The organism is Nonomuraea africana (genome assembly GCF_014873535.1).
Taxonomy (GTDB): Bacteria; Actinomycetota; Actinomycetes; order Streptosporangiales; family Streptosporangiaceae; genus Nonomuraea; species Nonomuraea africana.
Genome location: NZ_JADBEF010000001.1, coordinates 9,003,320 through 9,020,338, shown reverse-complemented (window position 1 = coordinate 9,020,338; position 17,019 = coordinate 9,003,320). Strand labels below are relative to the sequence as shown.

19 protein-coding genes and 1 pseudogene are annotated in these 17,019 nt (G+C 68.7%); 10 read left to right on the top strand and 10 right to left on the bottom strand.

What is annotated here, in order from left to right; all coding sequences use genetic code 11:
- Positions 1–218: 218 nt before the first annotated feature.
- A complete protein-coding gene (locus H4W81_RS43175; RefSeq protein WP_192780076.1) occupies positions 219–869 on the bottom strand; it encodes a GNAT family N-acetyltransferase in 651 nt (216 codons plus the stop codon).
- A 141-nt stretch (positions 870–1,010) separates the two neighbouring features.
- On the bottom strand, positions 1,011–1,691 hold the full coding sequence (locus tag H4W81_RS43170) for a DUF899 family protein (RefSeq protein WP_192780075.1): 681 nt from the start codon (positions 1,689–1,691) through the stop codon (positions 1,011–1,013).
- A gap of 308 nt (positions 1,692–1,999) precedes the next feature.
- On the opposite strand from H4W81_RS43170, the gene H4W81_RS43165 reads away from it, so the two are divergent.
- Complete coding sequence (locus H4W81_RS43165) at positions 2,000–2,500, top strand: ABC transporter permease (protein ID WP_192780074.1); 501 nt, start codon at positions 2,000–2,002, stop codon at positions 2,498–2,500.
- A 74-nt stretch (positions 2,501–2,574) separates the two neighbouring features.
- Here H4W81_RS43165 and H4W81_RS43160 read toward each other — a convergent pair whose 3' ends face one another.
- Positions 2,575–3,906: a hypothetical protein gene (locus H4W81_RS43160; RefSeq protein ID WP_192780073.1), complete on the bottom strand. Its 1,332-nt coding sequence runs from the start codon at positions 3,904–3,906 to the stop codon at positions 2,575–2,577.
- Between the two features lie 30 nt (positions 3,907–3,936).
- Here H4W81_RS43160 and H4W81_RS43155 point away from each other — a divergent pair, with 30 nt between their 5' ends.
- The 3 genes from H4W81_RS43155 (at position 3,937) to H4W81_RS43145 (ending at position 5,771) form a co-directional block, all read left to right on the top strand.
- On the top strand, positions 3,937–4,152 hold the full coding sequence (locus H4W81_RS43155) for a chromate resistance protein ChrB domain-containing protein (RefSeq protein WP_192781389.1): 216 nt from the start codon (positions 3,937–3,939) through the stop codon (positions 4,150–4,152).
- Positions 4,149–5,351 (top strand): MFS transporter, encoded by a 1,203-nt coding sequence (locus H4W81_RS43150; protein ID WP_192780072.1) that lies wholly within the window; start codon positions 4,149–4,151, stop codon positions 5,349–5,351. The genes H4W81_RS43155 and H4W81_RS43150 overlap by 4 nt, the downstream gene beginning before the upstream one ends.
- Positions 5,352–5,504: 153 nt before the next feature.
- Entirely contained in the window at positions 5,505–5,771 is a 267-nt protein-coding gene (locus H4W81_RS43145; RefSeq protein WP_225959064.1) for a chromate transporter, read from the top strand.
- Positions 5,772–5,788: 17 nt separating this feature from the next.
- On the opposite strand, the gene H4W81_RS43140 is transcribed toward H4W81_RS43145, so the two are convergent.
- From H4W81_RS43140 to H4W81_RS43130, 3 genes are read right to left on the bottom strand one after another with little or no spacing between them, the layout of a single operon-like run.
- Positions 5,789–7,267 (bottom strand): FAD-dependent oxidoreductase, encoded by a 1,479-nt coding sequence (locus tag H4W81_RS43140; RefSeq protein ID WP_192780071.1) that lies wholly within the window; start codon positions 7,265–7,267, stop codon positions 5,789–5,791.
- On the bottom strand, positions 7,251–8,120 hold the full coding sequence (locus H4W81_RS43135) for a hypothetical protein (RefSeq protein WP_192780070.1): 870 nt from the start codon (positions 8,118–8,120) through the stop codon (positions 7,251–7,253). The genes H4W81_RS43140 and H4W81_RS43135 overlap by 17 nt, the downstream gene beginning before the upstream one ends.
- 1 nt (position 8,121) lies before the next feature.
- Positions 8,122–9,189, bottom strand: a complete 1,068-nt coding sequence (locus tag H4W81_RS43130) for a flavin-containing monooxygenase (RefSeq protein ID WP_192780069.1) — start codon at positions 9,187–9,189, stop codon at positions 8,122–8,124.
- Between the two features lie 63 nt (positions 9,190–9,252).
- On the opposite strand from H4W81_RS43130, the gene H4W81_RS43125 reads away from it, so the two are divergent.
- Positions 9,253–9,585, top strand: coding sequence for an ArsR/SmtB family transcription factor (locus tag H4W81_RS43125; protein ID WP_225959063.1), 333 nt, complete (start codon positions 9,253–9,255; stop codon positions 9,583–9,585).
- 3 nt (positions 9,586–9,588) lie between these two features.
- Here H4W81_RS43125 and H4W81_RS48150 read toward each other — a convergent pair whose 3' ends face one another.
- Positions 9,589–9,948 (bottom strand): sigma factor-like helix-turn-helix DNA-binding protein, encoded by a 360-nt coding sequence (locus H4W81_RS48150; RefSeq protein ID WP_318782532.1) that lies wholly within the window; start codon positions 9,946–9,948, stop codon positions 9,589–9,591.
- Between the two features lie 39 nt (positions 9,949–9,987).
- On the opposite strand from H4W81_RS48150, the pseudogene H4W81_RS48145 reads away from it, so the two are divergent.
- Positions 9,988–10,446, top strand: a pseudogene (locus H4W81_RS48145) (pyridine nucleotide-disulfide oxidoreductase); the annotation flags it as partial.
- A 166-nt stretch (positions 10,447–10,612) separates the two neighbouring features.
- Positions 10,613–11,518 (top strand): hypothetical protein, encoded by a 906-nt coding sequence (locus H4W81_RS43110; protein WP_192780065.1) that lies wholly within the window; start codon positions 10,613–10,615, stop codon positions 11,516–11,518.
- Positions 11,519–11,583: 65 nt separating this feature from the next.
- Here H4W81_RS43110 and H4W81_RS43105 read toward each other — a convergent pair whose 3' ends face one another.
- Genes H4W81_RS43105 through H4W81_RS43095 form a run of 3 tightly spaced genes read right to left on the bottom strand, consistent with a single transcriptional unit; the run spans position 11,584 to position 13,968 of the window.
- Positions 11,584–12,234: an arsenate-mycothiol transferase ArsC gene (locus H4W81_RS43105; protein WP_192781388.1), complete on the bottom strand. Its 651-nt coding sequence runs from the start codon at positions 12,232–12,234 to the stop codon at positions 11,584–11,586.
- Complete coding sequence (locus H4W81_RS43100) at positions 12,234–12,575, bottom strand: ArsR/SmtB family transcription factor (protein WP_225960820.1); 342 nt, start codon at positions 12,573–12,575, stop codon at positions 12,234–12,236. The genes H4W81_RS43105 and H4W81_RS43100 overlap by 1 nt, the downstream gene beginning before the upstream one ends.
- Positions 12,576–12,621: 46 nt before the next feature.
- Positions 12,622–13,968 (bottom strand): FAD-dependent oxidoreductase, encoded by a 1,347-nt coding sequence (locus H4W81_RS43095; RefSeq protein WP_318782438.1) that lies wholly within the window; start codon positions 13,966–13,968, stop codon positions 12,622–12,624.
- A 174-nt stretch (positions 13,969–14,142) separates the two neighbouring features.
- On the opposite strand from H4W81_RS43095, the gene H4W81_RS43090 reads away from it, so the two are divergent.
- The 3 genes from H4W81_RS43090 to pstA are packed head-to-tail and all read left to right on the top strand — an operon-like array spanning position 14,143 to position 16,972.
- Positions 14,143–15,138, top strand: coding sequence for a PstS family phosphate ABC transporter substrate-binding protein (locus tag H4W81_RS43090; protein WP_318782437.1), 996 nt, complete (start codon positions 14,143–14,145; stop codon positions 15,136–15,138).
- Positions 15,135–16,082, top strand: a complete 948-nt coding sequence (gene pstC, locus H4W81_RS43085; protein WP_192780062.1) for a phosphate ABC transporter permease subunit PstC — start codon at positions 15,135–15,137, stop codon at positions 16,080–16,082. Before H4W81_RS43090 ends, pstC begins: the two co-directional genes overlap by 4 nt.
- Positions 16,079–16,972 (top strand): phosphate ABC transporter permease PstA, encoded by an 894-nt coding sequence (pstA, locus tag H4W81_RS43080; RefSeq protein ID WP_318782436.1) that lies wholly within the window; start codon positions 16,079–16,081, stop codon positions 16,970–16,972. Before pstC ends, pstA begins: the two co-directional genes overlap by 4 nt.
- The last annotated feature ends 47 nt before the right edge of the window (positions 16,973–17,019 follow it).

Genomic DNA, 17,019 nt, shown 5'->3' with positions numbered 1-17,019 from the left:
GCGAGGTGGCGGCCTGGCCGATCATCGCGGACGAGGCGTCGACGCCGACCAGACGCGCGAGGGATAGCGCTCGGCCACTGCGCTCAGCAGATGGCCGGTGCCGCAGCCGAAGTCGAGGATCGCCGACGCCTGCGCCGCGTAGCGCCGGGCGCGCGGGGCTTTCGTCGCCCACTGCGGCGGCCGCCGGCAAGCGACGAACCCCGGCGAGGTGGCCGCAGTCAGTCGACGCCGAAGAGCTCCAGACAGGGCGCGATCTCGTAGACCTGGATCCTGGGGACCTGGCGCGCCTGCCAGCTCTCACGAGTCAACGCCAGGATGTGCTCCACCACATGGACACCGTCGCGGCTGACCGCGCGGTGCCCATTGTCGACGTAGCCCAGCTTGCGCGACACCGCCACCGATGCGGCGTTGCCCTCGATGTAGGAGGTCCTGGCCTCCAGAGCACCCAAGTGCGTGAACGCCAGCACCAGCATCGCCGCCCGGGCCTCGGTCCCAAGCCCTCTGCCCTGGTGCCGACGGGTGATCCACGATCCGGTCTCTAGCATCCGTACGGTCGCGAAGTCATCCGCCCACATGTTCTGCAGGCCGATCGCAACGCCGTCGACGCGGACCGCGAGGTGCAAGTCCCAGCTGTGGGGTTGCCAGTGGGCCAGAGCTCGCCAATGGTGCTGCAGCAGCTGCCGCTCTCGTAGCGGCGACGACTCGTACAGGAATGCCTGCTGAAAGCGGACCTCGTCAGGTGGTTGGATGTCGCGGGAGGCCCGGGCGAGGTTCAGCAGGTCGTCGGTGTTCGGCACAGCCAGCTCCAGCCGCGGTGTTGTGATCCGCAAGGCCAGCAGCGGCCAGATGCCCGCCAGTTCATCACTCACCTGACCACCCTTACCGGGGTTCCGGTAGTACTCGCCGAAAAAGCAACGGATATGCCCGTTGCCCCTGCTCGAAGCAGCCACAAATGCGGCACACCAAAAACCGGACGACACCGGCCCAAGATCAAACTCGGCGGTCGAAGGTCAGTAGTCGAGGTGCGGGAACCAGTCGCCTCGGCCGTGCGGGGTGAGGTCGAGGAGGTGCCAGACGGGGGCGAGGAGGTCGATGCCGCGCTCGTCGATGTCGTCGGCCATGCGGGGGTGGGCGGAGTAGAAGTGGTGGATCGCGCCGTCGCCGTCGCGGGTGAAGACGGAGATGGTGGAGTCCTGTTCGCCTTCCTTGTCCTCGCTGCCGAGGTCGTACTTGAAGGTGCTGTCGCCGCAGCTCAGCAGCCGCAGCCGGTGCCAGCCGCGGTTGCGGGCGTGCTGCCGCAGGGCGGGCGGGTCGGCTGCCGCGGCGACGGCGAAGTCGGCGTTCCGGGCGATGTGGTGGGCGATGCCGTTGAAGCCGTCGATCCACAGGGTGCACATGGGGCACGGATCGGTCTGCAGCTTGCCGTACATGAAGTGGTAGACGATCAGCGGGCGGTCCTGCGCGGTGAAGAGCCCGCCGAGGGAGACCTCGCGGACCGGCGCGTCGCCCGCGTCGAGGTCGGCGGGGCCCTCGATGAAGACGTAGTCGTCGACGGGCGGCCCCTGCGGGAGCGCCCGTCGCTGGGCCGCGACCTTCTCGCGGTGGCGCATGAGGTCGATCTCGGCCAGGCGCAGTTCCTCGCGGGCGGCGAGGTACTCCGCCGATTCGCCGGCCAGTCTTGTCTGCCGCATAACGTCCTCCTGGGGCAGCGATCCCTGGTCCCCGGTCCGGATCCGCGGGTTTCCCCAACTCTCCAAGTCTATGGTGTTCCAGGGTTCGCCGACAGCTGCCAGACGCCAAGGTCGACGACACCCTCACTCTGAAGACCGACGGCCGAGCCACGACCTGGCGGATCGTCGGAACCGTCCGAGAGGTCGGCTCATCGGCCTCCGCCTACGTCACGAAGTCCACCATCGAGCGGCACATCGGTCCAGCCACCAACCTGCGCATCGTCACTAGCGACGCCCCGGCTGTACAACGCACGCTGAGCGAAGCGAAGGTGGAAGCGGCTACCCTGTCGACGGCCGAACTACGCGCCGCAGTCGACGGTCACATCTACATCCTGATCGCCGCGCTCATCGCCCTGGCCGCGCTCATGGCCGCTGTCGGCATTCTTGGTTTGGCCGCCGCCACCGGCACCAGCGTGGTGGAACGGACCCGGGAGTTCGCTGTCATGCAGGCCATCGGCGCCACCCCGCGCACCCTGATCAACATCGTGCTCGGAGAGAACGTCTTCATCGGCCTGCTCAGCTGGGTCCTCGCGGCCCTGCTCGCCATCCCGCTCAGCCTTGTGGTCGGTCAGCTCCTCGGTGACCTCGCCTTCAAGACCCCGCTGCCGCTCACCATCTCACCGACGGCCTTGGGGATCTGGGCGCTGGCCGCCGTCGCGGGATCCGCCCTGGCCGGTTTGGCTCCCGCCCGGCGGGCCTCCCGCCTCACCATCCGCGAAGCCCTCGCCTACTGCCAGACACGCGACCAGTGGTCGGCTCGCTCGCCCTGAGCCGACACAGGTTCTTCCAACTGGCTGCCCACGGGGCCCTCAACCTCGAGCAATTCATCGTCGGCCGCTCAGTGTCAGGTCAAGGCTTCCAGCGTCCCGATCACGGCGGCACGTCCCCGCGCCAGACCGGCTTCGAGGTTCGGTCCCGCCGTGCCCTGCCATCGCAGATAGACCACGGTGGTGCCGCGTCTCACCGCGATCGCGACATGGGCCACCGAGTCGCGATAGGTCGGCTGAGCAGGCAGCTTGGCTCGCCGGGTAGCGAAGGTCTCCACCTGGCCGGTCCAGCTGCCGTGCCGCAACGGTTGGATGCGGCGCCCGATGGTGACCGCGGGAGGTTCGGCGTCGTCATTGACGTCTGGCTCATAGCAGGGATCTATCTTGTCGCCTTCCGGCCAGCTGTCCCATCGCAACAGGCGCCGCCGTACGGTCTCGGCAGTTTGCGCGTCAGGGAGAACCGACATGTCCTCGCGCACGGCAACAGATCCGAACAGTAGGCGCGTCACCGCGGGCATGCCTCCTGGCAGGCCCTCTTGCCGGTGAAAGTAGAAGGAGCACGTCATGTCATGCTCCACGGGCGTCGACCAGCCCGGCTTCTTTCGTGCTTCTCCTTGGACCTCGGGCCAGGGCCTCATTGCTTCGCCATAGGCAGAAGTCGCAGGGAGTCTGGCTGCGAGAAGGGCCGTGGCCCCGTGCGCAGGGGAGCCGTCGGGAGCCGGATGGGCGGGGTCGCCACCGACGGCGGAGAGCACCGCTTCGGCCGCCGCGGTGCCTCCCTTGCGCCACCGGGGGTCCAGCCCGTCTCCCTGTTCGAAGCTCCAGTCCCATGCGATCTCGGTGAGGAGAGCGCCACGAGCCGCCACGAGGTGCGCGGTGGTGTACCAGTCCCCGTTGTCCGAACTTCCGGGCTGCGAGGCCACGCCTTGAACGCCGCTCCAGCCACGCCGGTCGAAGGCGGAGTCCGCGCGCCGGTTCGGCTCCTGCGCTCGACCGGGACCATCCGTCTCAGGGCCTGAGCAACCTGCGGCGGCCTGTCGCGCCGCGTCGACGGTTTCCCGCGCCCTCGCCGGCGTCGTCACCCAGAACCGGACGGTGAGCGGGGCGGCGAGCTCTCTCACCTTGAGTAGCGCGGAATAGGACGGCACACCCTGCGGCGGCCACAGCCCGGCTACGGTGTCCGCGCAGGACATGACCGGGCCTGCGACGTCCGGTCTCATCATGATCCCGCTCTCAGGATCCGCGATCACGTGCTGCCGCAGGCGTTCGGCGATCTCCTCTGCGGAGGAAGCCGCGCCGGCATGGGCGGGCAGCAGGGAGGGAACAGACCAGGAGCTGCCCGCACCGGTGAACAGCACCAGTAACACGGCCAGCACGCATAGGTGTCCGATGCGCGTTCTGCCGATCACGCCGCTAGGACTCATGACACGTTGGACGAGATGTTCCTTTTCAACGTTCCACCACTGCAAGGCCAAGCGTTCGACATCGACGATGAGCGCTACGAGGCGCCTGAAGCCGCTGGACTCGACGTGGTCCTGCGCGGTCTGTCGATGACCTGCGACGATCATCGAGTCTTGGAGATCAGCGCCCCGGTGTTCGACGGCCTCTATGAGTTCGACCGCCGCGCCTTCCTGCTGGGACGAGAACCGGCATGACAAGCGGCCGCCAGGATGGCGTCAAGACCGTGCGCGTCGTTCTGACCGCTCAGGCATTGCGCGGCCTGGGGTACGGCGTAGCGGCCGTGCAGCTGGGGGCGATCCTGCGCCTCGACGGCCTGTCCTCCGCCGAGGTGGGGCTGCTCCTGGCGGCGGTCCTCGCCGGAAGCCTCGTCTCCAGCCTCGTCCTGGCCCGCTGGGGTGACCGCCTCGGCCGCCGCCGCCTCTATACGGCGTTGTATGCGGCGTTGGCCTGCTGCGGTCTGGTCATCGCCATCGGAACGCCCCTGTGGCTGTTGGCCGTGGTCGCCATGACCGGCGCGCTGTCGGTCGAGGTGATCGAATCTGGGCCGTTCACCACCCTGGAGCAGGTCATGCTGGCCGGGACGGGACAACCCCAGCGCCAGGTCGTGCGCGGCTTCGGCCTGTACAACGCGGTCGCCGCGGTCGCCGGAACCGCCGGGGCACTCCTCGGCGCGCTACCCGCCGATCGGCGGCTGCTCGGCGGTGTGCTGCTCGCGGTCGGCGCCGCTGGTGCGCTGCTGGCCGCCCGCCTGCCCGCCACCGTCGAGGCTCCCGCCATGCGGCCTGGCCTTGCCCGGCCTCGGATACTGACCCGCTCCCGTGGCGCGGTGGCGCGGCTGGCCGGCCTGTTCGCCCTCGACAGCCTCGCCGGCGGGTTCGTGGTCCAGGCCTATCTCGGCTATTGGCTCGTCCTCCGTCATGGTGCCACCACCCAGACGATCGGGCTCACCTTCGCCGCGGTGGGCGCGCTGCAGACCGCATCCCTGCTGGCCGCCCCCATGGTGGCTGACCGGGTCGGGCTGTTGCGCACGATGGTGTTCACCCACCTGCCATCCAACGTGCTGCTCGCCGCGATCCCGTTCGCCCCCACCCTCCCCGGGGCGATCGCGCTGCTGCTGGCCCGCGCCTGCCTGTCCCAGATGGACGTGCCCACCCGGCAGGCGTATGTGATGGCACTGGTCCCCGCCGACGAGCGCACCGCTGCCGCCGCCATCACCAACACTGCCCGCTACCTCACCCGACCGGCCGGACCCGCCCTTGCCGGACTGCTGCAGCCCCTCGGCCTGGCGCTGCCCTTCCTGATCGCGGGAACCGCCAAGATCGGCTACGACTTGGCCCTGTGGCGGATGTTCCGCACCGTCCAGCTCCCAACAGAACGGGAGGAGCCGCCCTAGTGTGCGGTAAGCCGCTGCCTACACAGCCGATCCGCTTTCCACCCCAAGCGCCGTTCTAAGGCTCACCCTGTGACTCCACCAGCATCCGAAGACCGCGATGAAACTGCAGAGACCACCGTGAACGCCACACGCGCCCCGCATTCATCCGACGATATGATCCCGTTTCGCCAGGCCGTACGCGCCTGGTTCGGCATCTCGCTCCAGACCTTCGGCGGACCAGCAGGACAGATCGCCGTTATGCAGCGCACCCTCGTGGAGGAGAGGCGCTGGATCGGCCAGCAACGCTTCAACCACGCCCTCAACTACTGCATGCTGCTACCCGGCCCCGAAGCCCAGCAACTGGCGATCTACATCGGCTGGCTGCTCAACGGCACCCGCGGTGGCCTGGTGGCGGGTCGCGATCCGCACTTCCCCCGCTGAGAGCCCCGCTGTGCTGGTCAGGCCGGGGCGCCGTCGAACTGCTCGGCAGTGAAGGCCGCCAGGCGTAGCGCGGCCGCAGGCTCGATGCCGAGCTCGGTGGCGGCCGCCATGACGGCGTCAGCGGCGGTGGCGTGTTCGGGCAGCAGGCGGGTGGTGGCCGCGATCAGCTTGGCCGGAGTGTCCGGAGCCAGGCCGAAGCTTTCGGCGATCGAGCGCACCCCGAGCGTCGCCGAGCACACGCCGGTTTCCGGCAGGTCCAGGTGAACCTCGCGAGCCGTGGCCCAGTCGTCGGCCAGCGCGGCGACGACGGAGCGGGCTTGCTCGTAGCCGGTGGCCAAGAGGAAGGTCGGGGCACGGCCATAGCTCTTGGCGCCGATGGCGTAGTAGCCGGGCTCAGGGTGGGTGAGCTCGTCGACGCCGTGGGGCCGCACCGTGCCGCAGGAGTGGTCGTTGGGGTCGATGAGCGGGGACAGCAGGCGGGTGGTGCCCAGAATCGGATCGTTGTCCAGTCGGAGTTCGGCGGCGATGGAGTGGTCGGGGCGGTAGCCGGTGGCCGCCACGACCCGGTCGGCCGTGATCGACCAGAGCGAGCCGTCCGCGCGCGAGGACAGCAGTTCGACCCGATTCTGGTCCGACAGTGGCCGTACGGAGCGGATCTTGAAGGCTGCGGCCAGTTCGACCAGGCTTTTGTCGACCAGGAGCCGCAGCCCTGAACCGAGCGATCCTCTGGCAGGCAGAGCGTCCTCGTCCCCACCGCCGTAGGCGCGATCGGGATCAGCGGTGCGGATTGCCCACGTCACGCGAGTGCCTGGTTCCTGCTCCACGAGCTCGGACAAGGACAGGAGGGTGGTGGCGGCGGAATGGCCGGCGCCGACGACCACCGTGTGCCGACCCGCGTAGCGGCGACGATCGGCGCCCAGGACGTCGGGCAGGGCGTGGTCGATCCAGGCGGCGGCGTCGAGTTCGCCGTGAGCGGGCAGCCCGTTGGCGCCCAAGACGTTGGGCGTCTTCCAGGTGCCGCAGGCGTCGATCACGGCGCGAGCGGTCACCTCGGTGCCGTCCTCCAGGCGCAGCACGAACGGGGCGCTTTCGCGGCCGGGGGTGCGCAGCCGGTCCAGGTCCAAGCGGCTGATGGCACTCACCTGGGCGCCATAGCGCACGTGAGGGGTGATCTGGGGGAGCTCGGCCAGCGGCTGCAGGTAGTGCTCGGCGAGTTCGGCGCCGGTGGGCAGCGCGTCCGGGTCCGGCGAGACCCAGCCGCCGGCCTGCAGCAGGCGGCGTGCGGCAGGATCGGTGTTGTAGCGCCACGGGCTGAACAGGCGCACGTGCCCCCATTGGCGTACCGAGGAGCCTGCGACGGGACCGGATTCCAGGACGACGAAGGGCAGGCCGCGCTCGGCCAGGTGAGCAGCTGCGGCCAAGCCGACCGGCCCAGCGCCGATCACAGCCACCGGCAGGGCGGCGTCGGACAGGGCCGGGTCAGACAGGTGAGGCATCGGGCGAAGTCCTTTCCAGCAGAGCGCTCTTCCGCAAAGGGATGAGGGCGAGCGCGGCGACGGCGTACATGACCAGGGCGTAAGCCAGCACGGTGAGGCTGACTCGGGCGGCGTCGGCCGACAGCACGGCGACCAGTAGCGCCAGGGACAGGTTGCGGACGGTGGTGGTCATCGCCACCGCCCGCCGGGCGGCCGGGGTGACCAGGGCGGGAGTGGCGTAGGCGGCCAGGCACACCAGCGACAGCAAGGCGAAGGTGGCGTAGCCGATGGCGGGGATGGTGGCCAGCTGGGTGGCGGTGGTGGCCAGGATGTAGACGGTCATCGTCACCAGCAGCACGTCGGCCACCTTGCGGCTGAGCTTCTGCACCCGTTCGGCCAGGATCGGTCGCCGGGCGCGCAGCCACATTCCCACCGCGATCGGGATCAGCTGAGCGACGAGCATGGCCACCACCTGGGCAGTGGCCGCGCCGCCGATGGCCGCGCCCGCGTAAGGCGCGGCCAGGCTCCAGGCGGGTACGGCGAGCAGGCCGAGGACGGCGAGCGCACCCTGCAAGCTCACCCCCAGGGCCAGATCTCCGCGGGCGTGGTACGCCAGCAGCGTCCCGGTGCCTCCGCCGGGCGCGGCTGCGGCGAGCACGATCCCGTAGGCGACAGGCCCGTCCAGCGCCAGGCCGTTCACCAGCGCCACCGCGACAGCCGGTACGACGACGACGTTCACCGCGATGGCCGCCATCAGCGCACGCGGGCGGCGCAGCAGGGCGGTGAATCCCTCCACCGTGAGGGCGGTGCCGATGGTGAGCATGGTCGCCACCAGCAGCAGGACGAGCCCTAGCGTGACCAGCGGAGACCCCATGTCACAGGCCGTATGCGGCCAGCGCGCCACCGGCGTAGGCGGCCATCGGGGCGGCGATGTGGGCGGCGTCGAGGTGCACCCCGCGCAAGGTGTTGGAGGCGAACGACCGCTGGAATTCCAGGCCCACATAGCTGAGCCCCAGGTGGGTGGTCGACAGACCGCCGGCCTGCAGCGGCAAACCACTGGCGTCGAGGGCGCCGAGCGGTTGCAGGTAGTTCAGGTGCGGCCGGTAGCCGGTGGCGAAGATGACCGTGTCGACCCGCTCGGGCGTGCCGTCGGACCAGATGACGTTCTCGCCGTCGAAGCCGGTGAACATCGGTTGCCGGTCCATCCGGCCTGCCTCCAGGGCGGCGGCGTAATCGCCGGTGTCTAGAACGAGCGTGCCGGTGGCGATGCGGGCCAGCCACTGCGGGGGCAGGGAGTCGAAGCCGGTGGTGGTGTGCCAGTAGTGGATGTCCTTGCCGCCGACCAGTTGAGGCATGAACCGGATGGGCTGGCGGGTGGCCAGGGTGACGGTGGCGCTGTCGGCCAGTTCGTAGGCGATCTGGACGGCGGAGTTGCCCGCGCCGACGACGACGACCCGCTGCCCGGCGTAGTGCTTCGGATTGCGATAGTCGGCCGCGTGCAAGAGCTGTCCGGTGAAGCTCTCCCGTCCGGGCACCTCGGGGACATACGGGTCCCCGAAGGAGCCGCTGGCCGCCACGACGCCCGCCGTGCGCAGGGTGTCGCCTCCTTCGATGTGCACCAGGAAGCCGCCCGCGCCGTCGGCCTCCACCGCGGTGACGCGGGTGGCGGTGCGGATCTCCACGTCCAGGCTGTCGGCGTAGCGCCGCAGGTAGTCGACGACCTCGTCGCGGTGCGGGTAGTGGTCGCCGTCGCCGTCGAAGGGCTGGCCGGGCATCGTGCTGTAGCGGGCGGGTGAGAACAGGGTGAGGCTGTCGTAGTAGTTGGCCCAGGAGCCGGTGGGGTGCTCGCCCGCCTCCAGGATGACGGGCGTGAGTCCGGCGTCGCGCAGCGCTCGGGCGGCGGCCAGGCCTGACTGGCCGCCGCCAATGACGATGGTGTCCATGCGCGGCATCATATCCTCATATCAGGAAATGAAAATATGAAGGAGTAGAGTCATCCTATGGAGATGGCGAGCGACATCGAGCTGACCGACGCGGCGCGCGGCTTCCTCAAGGCCATGGCCAGCGAAACCCGCCAGCAGATCCTCATGCTGTTCTCCGGCGGGATCGAGCTGACCGTCAACGAGGTCGCCGAGCGCATGTCGCTGGCGCAGTCGGCCACCTCCACCCACCTGGCGACCCTGCGCGACGGCGGCGTGCTGACCTCACGGCGAGAGTGGAAGACGGTCTACTACCGCGCCGACCCGGCCAGGATCGGCAGAGCACTGAGCGACCTGCAGGCCAGCCTGCAGGCGTGCTGCCCACCGACTGACTGTGCTCCCAGCGGCGGCTGCGGCTGAGCCTCAACAGGGGCAGGGCCCCTGCTTCTCCACGGAGCGGACCGCCTTGCGCGTGTCGAGCTCGACCCGGCAGCACGCGCCCAGCAAGTCCCCCAGCTGCCTGCGCGCGCGTTGCACCCGCGACTTCATGCCAGGGACGGAGACGCCGGCCCGCCGAGCGGCCTCGGCCTGGGTCAGACCCTCGTACTCGGTGCGGACGATCGCCTCGCGGTAGGGCTCGGCCAGCCCGGCGACCAGCGGTTTCAGGCACTGCGCCAGCAGGGCTGACTCCTCGGCGCCGATCGCGCCGAGCTGCAAGCTGCGGTCGTTGGCGGCCTGGGCATGCGTTCGAGCCATCGTCGCTGATCGGCGGTGGTGGTCGATGACGGCGTTGCGGGTGATCTGGTAGACCCAGGCCTCCAGCCGTTCCTGCTGCCCGACGAGGTCGACGGCCGGGCGCTGTTCGCCTTGGCCACCCGGCGCGCTGAAGGCGGAGCTGGCATCGGCGACCTGGGCGACATCGTCGCCGTTCCGCCCGTCCGCGAAGCCCGCGACCGCGGCGTCCTCAAGGCCGAACCGATGTTCAGCCGCATCACCGCGGAAGGCGTCGCCTGGCCCGACGGCACCAGCCTGGCCTGCGACGCCATCATCTGGTGCACCGGCTTCCGCCCCGCCCTCGGCCACGTGGCTCCGCTACGGCTGCGCGGTCCCGACGGGCTCATCTCGGTCGACGGCACCCGAGCCGTCGGCGAACCCCGCCTCCGCCTGCTCGGCTACGGCGACTGGACCGGTCCGGCCTCGGCCACCCTGATCGGCGCCAGCCGCACCGCCAGAGAAACAGTCACCGAGATCATGCGATCGGGGCTTGCGTCCGGTACGTAGTTGCAGCCCAACCATCGAAGCGGGCCTCGTGGGGGAGAAACCGTAGTTCGGTGGTGCGCGGGGGACCTCTCCGTGCAGGAGAGAACAAGCGATTCGTACGCTTACGTTTTCTCGTGCCCTATAAAAGGCCAACGCGTCGAACCTTCTCACCCCTAGTCTCTGCATCATGATCGAGCCTCCAGAGGCCCCGGATGAGATCAACCACGTCCCTCTCGTGCCCATCAGCGAGCCGTTCGCCAAAGCGTGCTCCGAGATCTTGGTCACGTTTCGCGATCTCGCTGATCAGGCATGGCCTGACGAGCTCCCCGTCGGTGTCTTCCGTCAGGAGGCTGACGCTCTGATCGCGCTTCCGGACGGAGACAGAAAGGAAGCGAGGCTATTCCTGCACCACATGGTTCTCACCTGCGGGGAGCTGATGTGGTTGCACTCGCACGAGCACATCCGGGCGCTCGAGCACGTCATCCTCATGCAGCCGGCCCCTGTGTGGTCGCCCTTGGCACTGGCCCGTGTGCCCGTTGAGTCAGGTGCCCTGACCCGCTACCTCTGGGAACCGTCGATTCCGCTGGCAGCTCGTGTCGTGAGCCTGCGGATGACGGAAGTCCGCAACGAGTCGAAGGCTGCGGGGTTCTGGTTAGAAGGAGCAGGAGCAGCGCGAGCGAGCGAGGCAGGGGTGGGGGCACTGCTGCAGGACGCTGGTGCAGTCAGGATGCGCCGCGGCGGCGAGGATGGGTACTCCGTCGATGTGGAACACGCCCCTCTTCGTTACAAGATCGAAGAGCGGACCAAGGATTTCCTGCCCTCATGGGCTAAAGGCACTTACCATCTCCTCTCCGGCGCGGTGCATGCCCGCCCGTGGCTCATCGCACGTGCTCGAACCGAAGACGGTTGGGAAGGAGAAGCCGCTACCGTCCTGACGGCGGTGATGGCTGTGTTGGGATCGCTTACCTCAGATGTGAAGACCTGGGGCGGTTTCTTCGGTGTTGACGTCAGTCCGACGCTGGAGCAGATGGAGCAGACTCGGCTCAACTTCATAGCACAGTCGGTCGCGGACGGGTACATCAGTGTCCAGTAGACGGCGGCCGGAGAGTGCCTAGACAGTGGTGAGCCTGCACACAGGCTTCATGGCCAATACCTTGATCATGTACGGGGCTCGTTTCCCGGTGTCGGCTGCCAGGTGAGTTCGTCTAGCAAGTCGCGCACCATCAGGTCGACCAGGACGGCGATGTCGCGGACCTCAGCCAGCGACTTGCCGTGCGTGTCGGGCAGGTTCCACTCCAGGTAGCGCCGTCCCGGATGAACGGGACAAGCGTCACCGCAGCCCATCGAGACCACGACGTCGGCCGCCTGGACCACCTCATCGGTCAGCGGCTTGGGGAACTCGGCCGACACGCCAAGGCCCATCTCGCCCAACGCCTCGGCCACCGCCGGCTCAATGTCCGCGGCTGGCCGGGTGCCAGCGGTGCGGACGTGCACGCGGCCTGCGGCGTGGTGGTTCATCAGCGCGGCGGCCAGTTGCGAGCGGCCCGCGTTGTGGGTGCAGACGAACAGCACCTCGTACACCGGCTTGGCCAGGACGCCGTTGGCTTGGGCCAGGGCGACGAGGCGCTCTTCGGCGAGTTTCTCGGTAAGGGCGGGCAGGTGTTGGCGCACACGGGCGGTGGCCGACAGCGCCCGGTAGGACTCGACGACGTAGCGCTCCACCGTCTCGGTGGAGTAGACGCCGGGAAAACGGGGCTGGAGCTGCGCGGCGATACGGCGGAGTACGGGGTCGGGATCGCGCAGGGCCATCACGCACGCTCCCGAGCCGGGACGCTCAGCAGCGTCGACAGCTCGGCGAGCGTCTCCGGTACGACCCGGTAGTAGACCCACGAGGCGCGACGCTCCGAGGCGAGGAGTCCTACCTCTTTGAGCACCTTGAGGTGGTGGCTGATGGTCGGCTGGGAGAGCTCGAACTCGGCGGTGAGGTCACACACGCAGGCCTCGCCGCCGTCGTGGCTGGCAACGATCGAAAGGATGCGCAGCCGTACAGGGTCACCTAGGGCCTTGAAGGCGCGGGCGAGCACGCCCGAGTGCGTCTCGTTCAGCGGTTCGCGGATGAGCGGCGAACTGCAGTCGAGCACGTCCAACATCTCCACCGCACATCCCCACATAGACAGCTTTCGATATTTACTGCTGTCAATATAGCCGACTCCACTGCCGTGCGGCTTGCTGCAGTGCGTCCCACGGGCTGCCCAGTGGTGGGGTGTAGGACAGGTCCAGATCGGCCACCTCCGCCACGGAGATGCCGTGGTGGATACCGGTGGCCAGCACATCGATCCGCTTGGCGATCTCCGCACCGAGGTGGCCGACGAGCTGCGCGCCGAGCAGGCGGCCGGTGGCACGGTCGCCGGTCAGCCGGATCCGGATCGGCGTCGCGCCCGGGTAGTAGGCCTTGTGGTCGTCGGCGACGGTGTCCACGGTCGTGGGAGTGAATCCGGCCTCGGCGGCCTCGGCGTCGCGCAGGCCGGTGGCGGCGGCCACTCGGTCGAAAACCTTGACCACCTGGGTGCCGAGAACCCCGGCGAAGACGCGGTCACCGCCTGCAGCGTCCTCTCCCGCGACGCGTCCCTGCTTGTGCGCGGTGGTTCCGAGCGGCAGGTAGACATGACGGCCCAGAAGCCGGTGATAGGTCTGCACGCAGTCGCCCGCGGCGTACACGTCAGGCAGTCCCGTGCGCATGCGGCGGTCCACTTCCACCGCGCCCGCCGCCCCCAGCCGAGCTCCCGCCCCGGTCGCGAGCTCAGTACTGGGCCGCACGCCGGTGACGACCAGGACCAGGTCGGCGGTGCGCCGCCGTCCGTCCTGGCTGGTCACGGCCAGCCGTGTGCCGTCGCGTGCGATGGAGGCGACAGTGGCGCCGCACTGGACCTCGACGCCGCGCGAGCCGAGCTCGCTCGCCAGCTCGGCCGCGAGCTCCGGGTCGAGCGAGCGGGGCATCACCTGCTCGAAACGCTCCAGTACGGTCACCCGCGCCCCTCGCGCGGACAGAGCCTCGGCCATCTCCAGGCCGATGTAACCGGCGCCGATGATGATCACCGAATCCGCGGTCTCCTGGTCGAGGCGCTCCATGAGCCGGAGGGTGTCGTCCATCGTGTGCAGCTCATGGACGCCTTCAGCCGCGCCAAGCTCGTCCAGCCCCTGGATGGGCGGGCGCAGCGGCATGGCGCCCGTGCCGATGACGAGCCGGTCATAGGACAGGGCGCCCGCGTCGGTGAGCACGGTGCGAGCGGCCGGGTCGATCGCCACGGCGCGCTCACCCAGGCGCAGCTCCAGGCCGGCCGCCTTCAAATCGTCGGCGCTCTGGTGCGCGAGGTCACGCCAGTCCGGTACGTCGCCCGAGACGTGGTACGGGATGCCACAGATGGAGAAGTTCGGAAAGCGGTCGGCGACCAGCAGGGTCACGTCCATTCCGGGGTCCATGGAGCGGGCGGCGAGGCCCGCTTCGATCCCGGCGTCGCTGCCTCCGATGACCAACAGATGCACGTAGTCCACCTTCCGATGACCCCCTCCATCGTGTCACATAGATGACGCTCTATGAATTTATCGACCGCTCAGGCGGCGTTTGCCGATTGTTCACATAGACGAGCTTCGATCTGTCATGAGGGGAACGGAAGCCTGGTCGACGGCCGGGCTCGGCATCGAACCTAAGGAAAGATCGTGAGCAATCGAATGCGGGCCGCAGTGGCAGTGACGGCATGCGCCCTCGCATTGGCCGCATGCGGTGGAAACCAGGGCAACCCCACGAGCGAGGCCGGTGCCAGCGGTGCCGCCACCGGCGCTGCCGAGCCGACCAAGGAACTCGCCGGAGACGTGAAGGTCGACGGCTCCAGCACGGTCGCGCCGCTGTCCACCGCCGCCGCGGAACTGTTCGCCGAGCAGCAGGCCAAGGTCCGCGTGACGGTCGGCACCTCGGGCACCGGCGGCGGCTTCGAGAAGTTCTGCAACGGCGAGACCGACATCTCCAACGCCTCCCGCCCGATCAAGGACGAGGAGAAGGCCGCCTGCCAGGCCAAGGGCATCACCTACGAGGAGTTCACCGTCGCCAACGACGCGCTCACCGTGGTCGTGCACAAGGACAACACCTGGGCCACCTGCCTGACCGTGGAGCAGCTCAAGAAGATCTGGGAGCCAGGCTCGAAGGTGAGCAGTTGGAAGCAGGTCGACGCCAAGTTCCCCGACGAGCCGCTGAAGCTGTTCGGCGCCGGAACAGACTCGGGGACGTTCGACTACTTCACCGACGTCATCAACGGTGAGGAAGGCGCCAGCCGTACCGACTACAGCCCCAGCGAGGACGACAACGTCACCGTACAGGGCGTGTCCGGCTCCAAGGGCGGCCTCGGCTACTTCGGCTTCTCCTACTTCGAGGAGAACGCCGACAAGCTCAAGGCCGTGCAGATCGACGGCGGCGGCGGCTGCGTGGCGCCGAGCGTGCAGTCCGCGCAGGACGGCACCTACAAGCCGCTGGCCAGGCCGCTGTTCATCTATCCGAAGGCCGAGTCGCTGAAGCGGCCCGAGGTACTCGGCTTCGTCGAGTACTACGTGGCCAACCACAAGCAGATCGCCGAGGACGCCAAGTTCATCCCGCTCAACGCCCAGCAGGAGGGTGAGCTGAAGGCCGACCTCGACAAGCTGAAGAGCCAGGCCGGCGGATGACAGCCCCCGCCACGCCGTCCGCCCCGGCGAGCCCTCAGGGCCCGTTGGGGCGGGCGCGCTCCCGCTACGGCGAGCGGACCGTCCAGGTCGTGCTCGTCGCCGCCGCGCTGGTCTCGGTCGCCACCACGGTGGGGATCGTGGTCTCCCTGGTGCCGCCGACCGTGGAGTTCTTCGCCTCGGTGAGCTTCGCCGAGTTCTTCACCACCACTCAGTGGGCGCCGCTGTTCGAGCCACCCGCGTACGGCGTGCTGCCTCTGGTCACGGCCACCCTGCTGATCACTGTCATCGCGGTCGTCGTGGCCATCCCGCTCGGCCTGGGCGCGGCGCTGTACCTGAGCGAGTACGCCCATCCGCGCACCCGCATGACCTTCAAGCCGATCCTGGAGGTACTGGCGGGGGTTCCGACCGTGGTCTACGGCTTCTTCGCGCTGCGGTTCGTCACGCCGACCCTGCAGGGCTGGCTGCCTGCGGGCATGTCGCCCGACGTGTTCAACGCCCTGTCCGCCGGACTGGTCATGGGCATCATGATCGTCCCCACGGTGGCGTCGCTGTCGGAAGACGCCATGTCCGCCGTGCCACGCGGCCTGCGCGATGGCGCCTACGCCTTGGGATCCTCCACCAGGCTGGTCGCCGTCCGAGTCGTCGTGCCGGCGGCGCTGTCGGGCATCGTGGCCTCGTTCGTCCTGGCCATCTCGCGGGCGATCGGCGAGACGATGATCGTGGCGATCGCCTCAGGCAACAAGCCCGAGCTCTCCTTCAACCCGCTCGACGCGATGCAGACGATGACCGGCTTCATCGCCCAGGCCGGCTCAGGCGACCTACCCACCGCCTCCCTCGACTACAAGACGATCTTCGCGGTAGGCGCCCTGCTGTTCCTCATCACCTTCGTCATGAACCTCATCAGCGCCCGGCTGGTCCGGCGTTTCAGGGAGGTGTACGAGTGAGCGCTCCCGCTATGACCAAGACCAGGACGCTCGTCCTGGCCAGGCGCGGCATCCCCTGGGGCGACATCGTCTTCAAGTGGCTGTTGCGGGTGTGCCTGGCCATCGCCGTGGCCTTCCTCGTCACCCTGCTCGTCTACGTCGTCTACAAGGGCTGGTCGCGGCTGGACCCCCGGCTGTGGGAGAACTTCCCCTCCATCAGGCGGCCCGAGCGGGCGGGCGCCAAGTCGGCCCTGTTCGGCACCCTGTGGGTCATCTCGCTCACTGCCGTCTTCTGCCTGCCCGTCGGCATCCTGGGTGCCATCTACCTGGAGGAGTACGCCGACCCCGACCGCTGGTACAACCGGATGATCGAGCTGAACATCGCCAACCTGGCGGCGATCCCCTCGATCGTCTACGGCATCCTCGGTCTTGGCGTCATCGCCCGTGGCTTCGGGTTCGGCACCACGATCCTCACGGCCTCCATCACGCTGTCGCTCCTGGTGCTCCCCATCGTGATCATCGCCTCCCGCGAGGCGATCCGCGCCGTGCCGAGCTCGATCAGGCAGGCCTCCTACGGCCTGGGCGCGACGAAGTGGCAGACCATCTCACGCCAGGTACTGCCCGCCGCGGTCCCCGGCATGGCGACCGGCTCGATCCTGGCGCTGTCCAGGGCGGCAGGCGAAGCGGCGCCTCTGTTGCTGCTCGGCGGCCTCACCTACGTGGCCTACGTCCCCGACGGCGTCCTCAGCGGCTACACCGTGCTGCCGATCCAGATCTACGGCTGGATCAGCCAGTCACGCGAGGCCTTCCACGATCTGTCCTCAGCGGCCATCGTGCTGCTGCTGATCGTGATCATCGCGATGAACTCCATCGCCATCTTCGTCCGCAATCGCGCCCAGAAGCGGTGGTGAAAAGGCTGTGACCTCTGACATCACAACCCAGGTGAGCACAGGTGAAT

Coding starts and splice junctions, on each gene's coding strand:
- H4W81_RS43170 (WP_192780075.1), bottom strand. CDS start 1,691: ATGCGGCAGACAAGACTGGCCGGCGAATCGGCGGAGTACCTCGCCGCC.
- H4W81_RS43155 (WP_192781389.1), top strand. CDS start 3,937: ATGTTCCTTTTCAACGTTCCACCACTGCAAGGCCAAGCGTTCGACATC.
- H4W81_RS43150 (WP_192780072.1), top strand. CDS start 4,149: ATGACAAGCGGCCGCCAGGATGGCGTCAAGACCGTGCGCGTCGTTCTG.
- H4W81_RS43145 (WP_225959064.1), top strand. CDS start 5,505: ATGATCCCGTTTCGCCAGGCCGTACGCGCCTGGTTCGGCATCTCGCTC.
- H4W81_RS43140 (WP_192780071.1), bottom strand. CDS start 7,267: ATGCCTCACCTGTCTGACCCGGCCCTGTCCGACGCCGCCCTGCCGGTG.
- H4W81_RS43135 (WP_192780070.1), bottom strand. CDS start 8,120: ATGGGGTCTCCGCTGGTCACGCTAGGGCTCGTCCTGCTGCTGGTGGCG.
- H4W81_RS43130 (WP_192780069.1), bottom strand. CDS start 9,189: ATGGACACCATCGTCATTGGCGGCGGCCAGTCAGGCCTGGCCGCCGCC.
- H4W81_RS43125 (WP_225959063.1), top strand. CDS start 9,253: ATGGCGAGCGACATCGAGCTGACCGACGCGGCGCGCGGCTTCCTCAAG.
- H4W81_RS43110 (WP_192780065.1), top strand. CDS start 10,613: ATGATCGAGCCTCCAGAGGCCCCGGATGAGATCAACCACGTCCCTCTC.
- H4W81_RS43105 (WP_192781388.1), bottom strand. CDS start 12,234: ATGGCCCTGCGCGATCCCGACCCCGTACTCCGCCGTATCGCCGCGCAG.
- H4W81_RS43100 (WP_225960820.1), bottom strand. CDS start 12,575: ATGTTGGACGTGCTCGACTGCAGTTCGCCGCTCATCCGCGAACCGCTG.
- pstC (WP_192780062.1), top strand. CDS start 15,135: ATGACAGCCCCCGCCACGCCGTCCGCCCCGGCGAGCCCTCAGGGCCCG.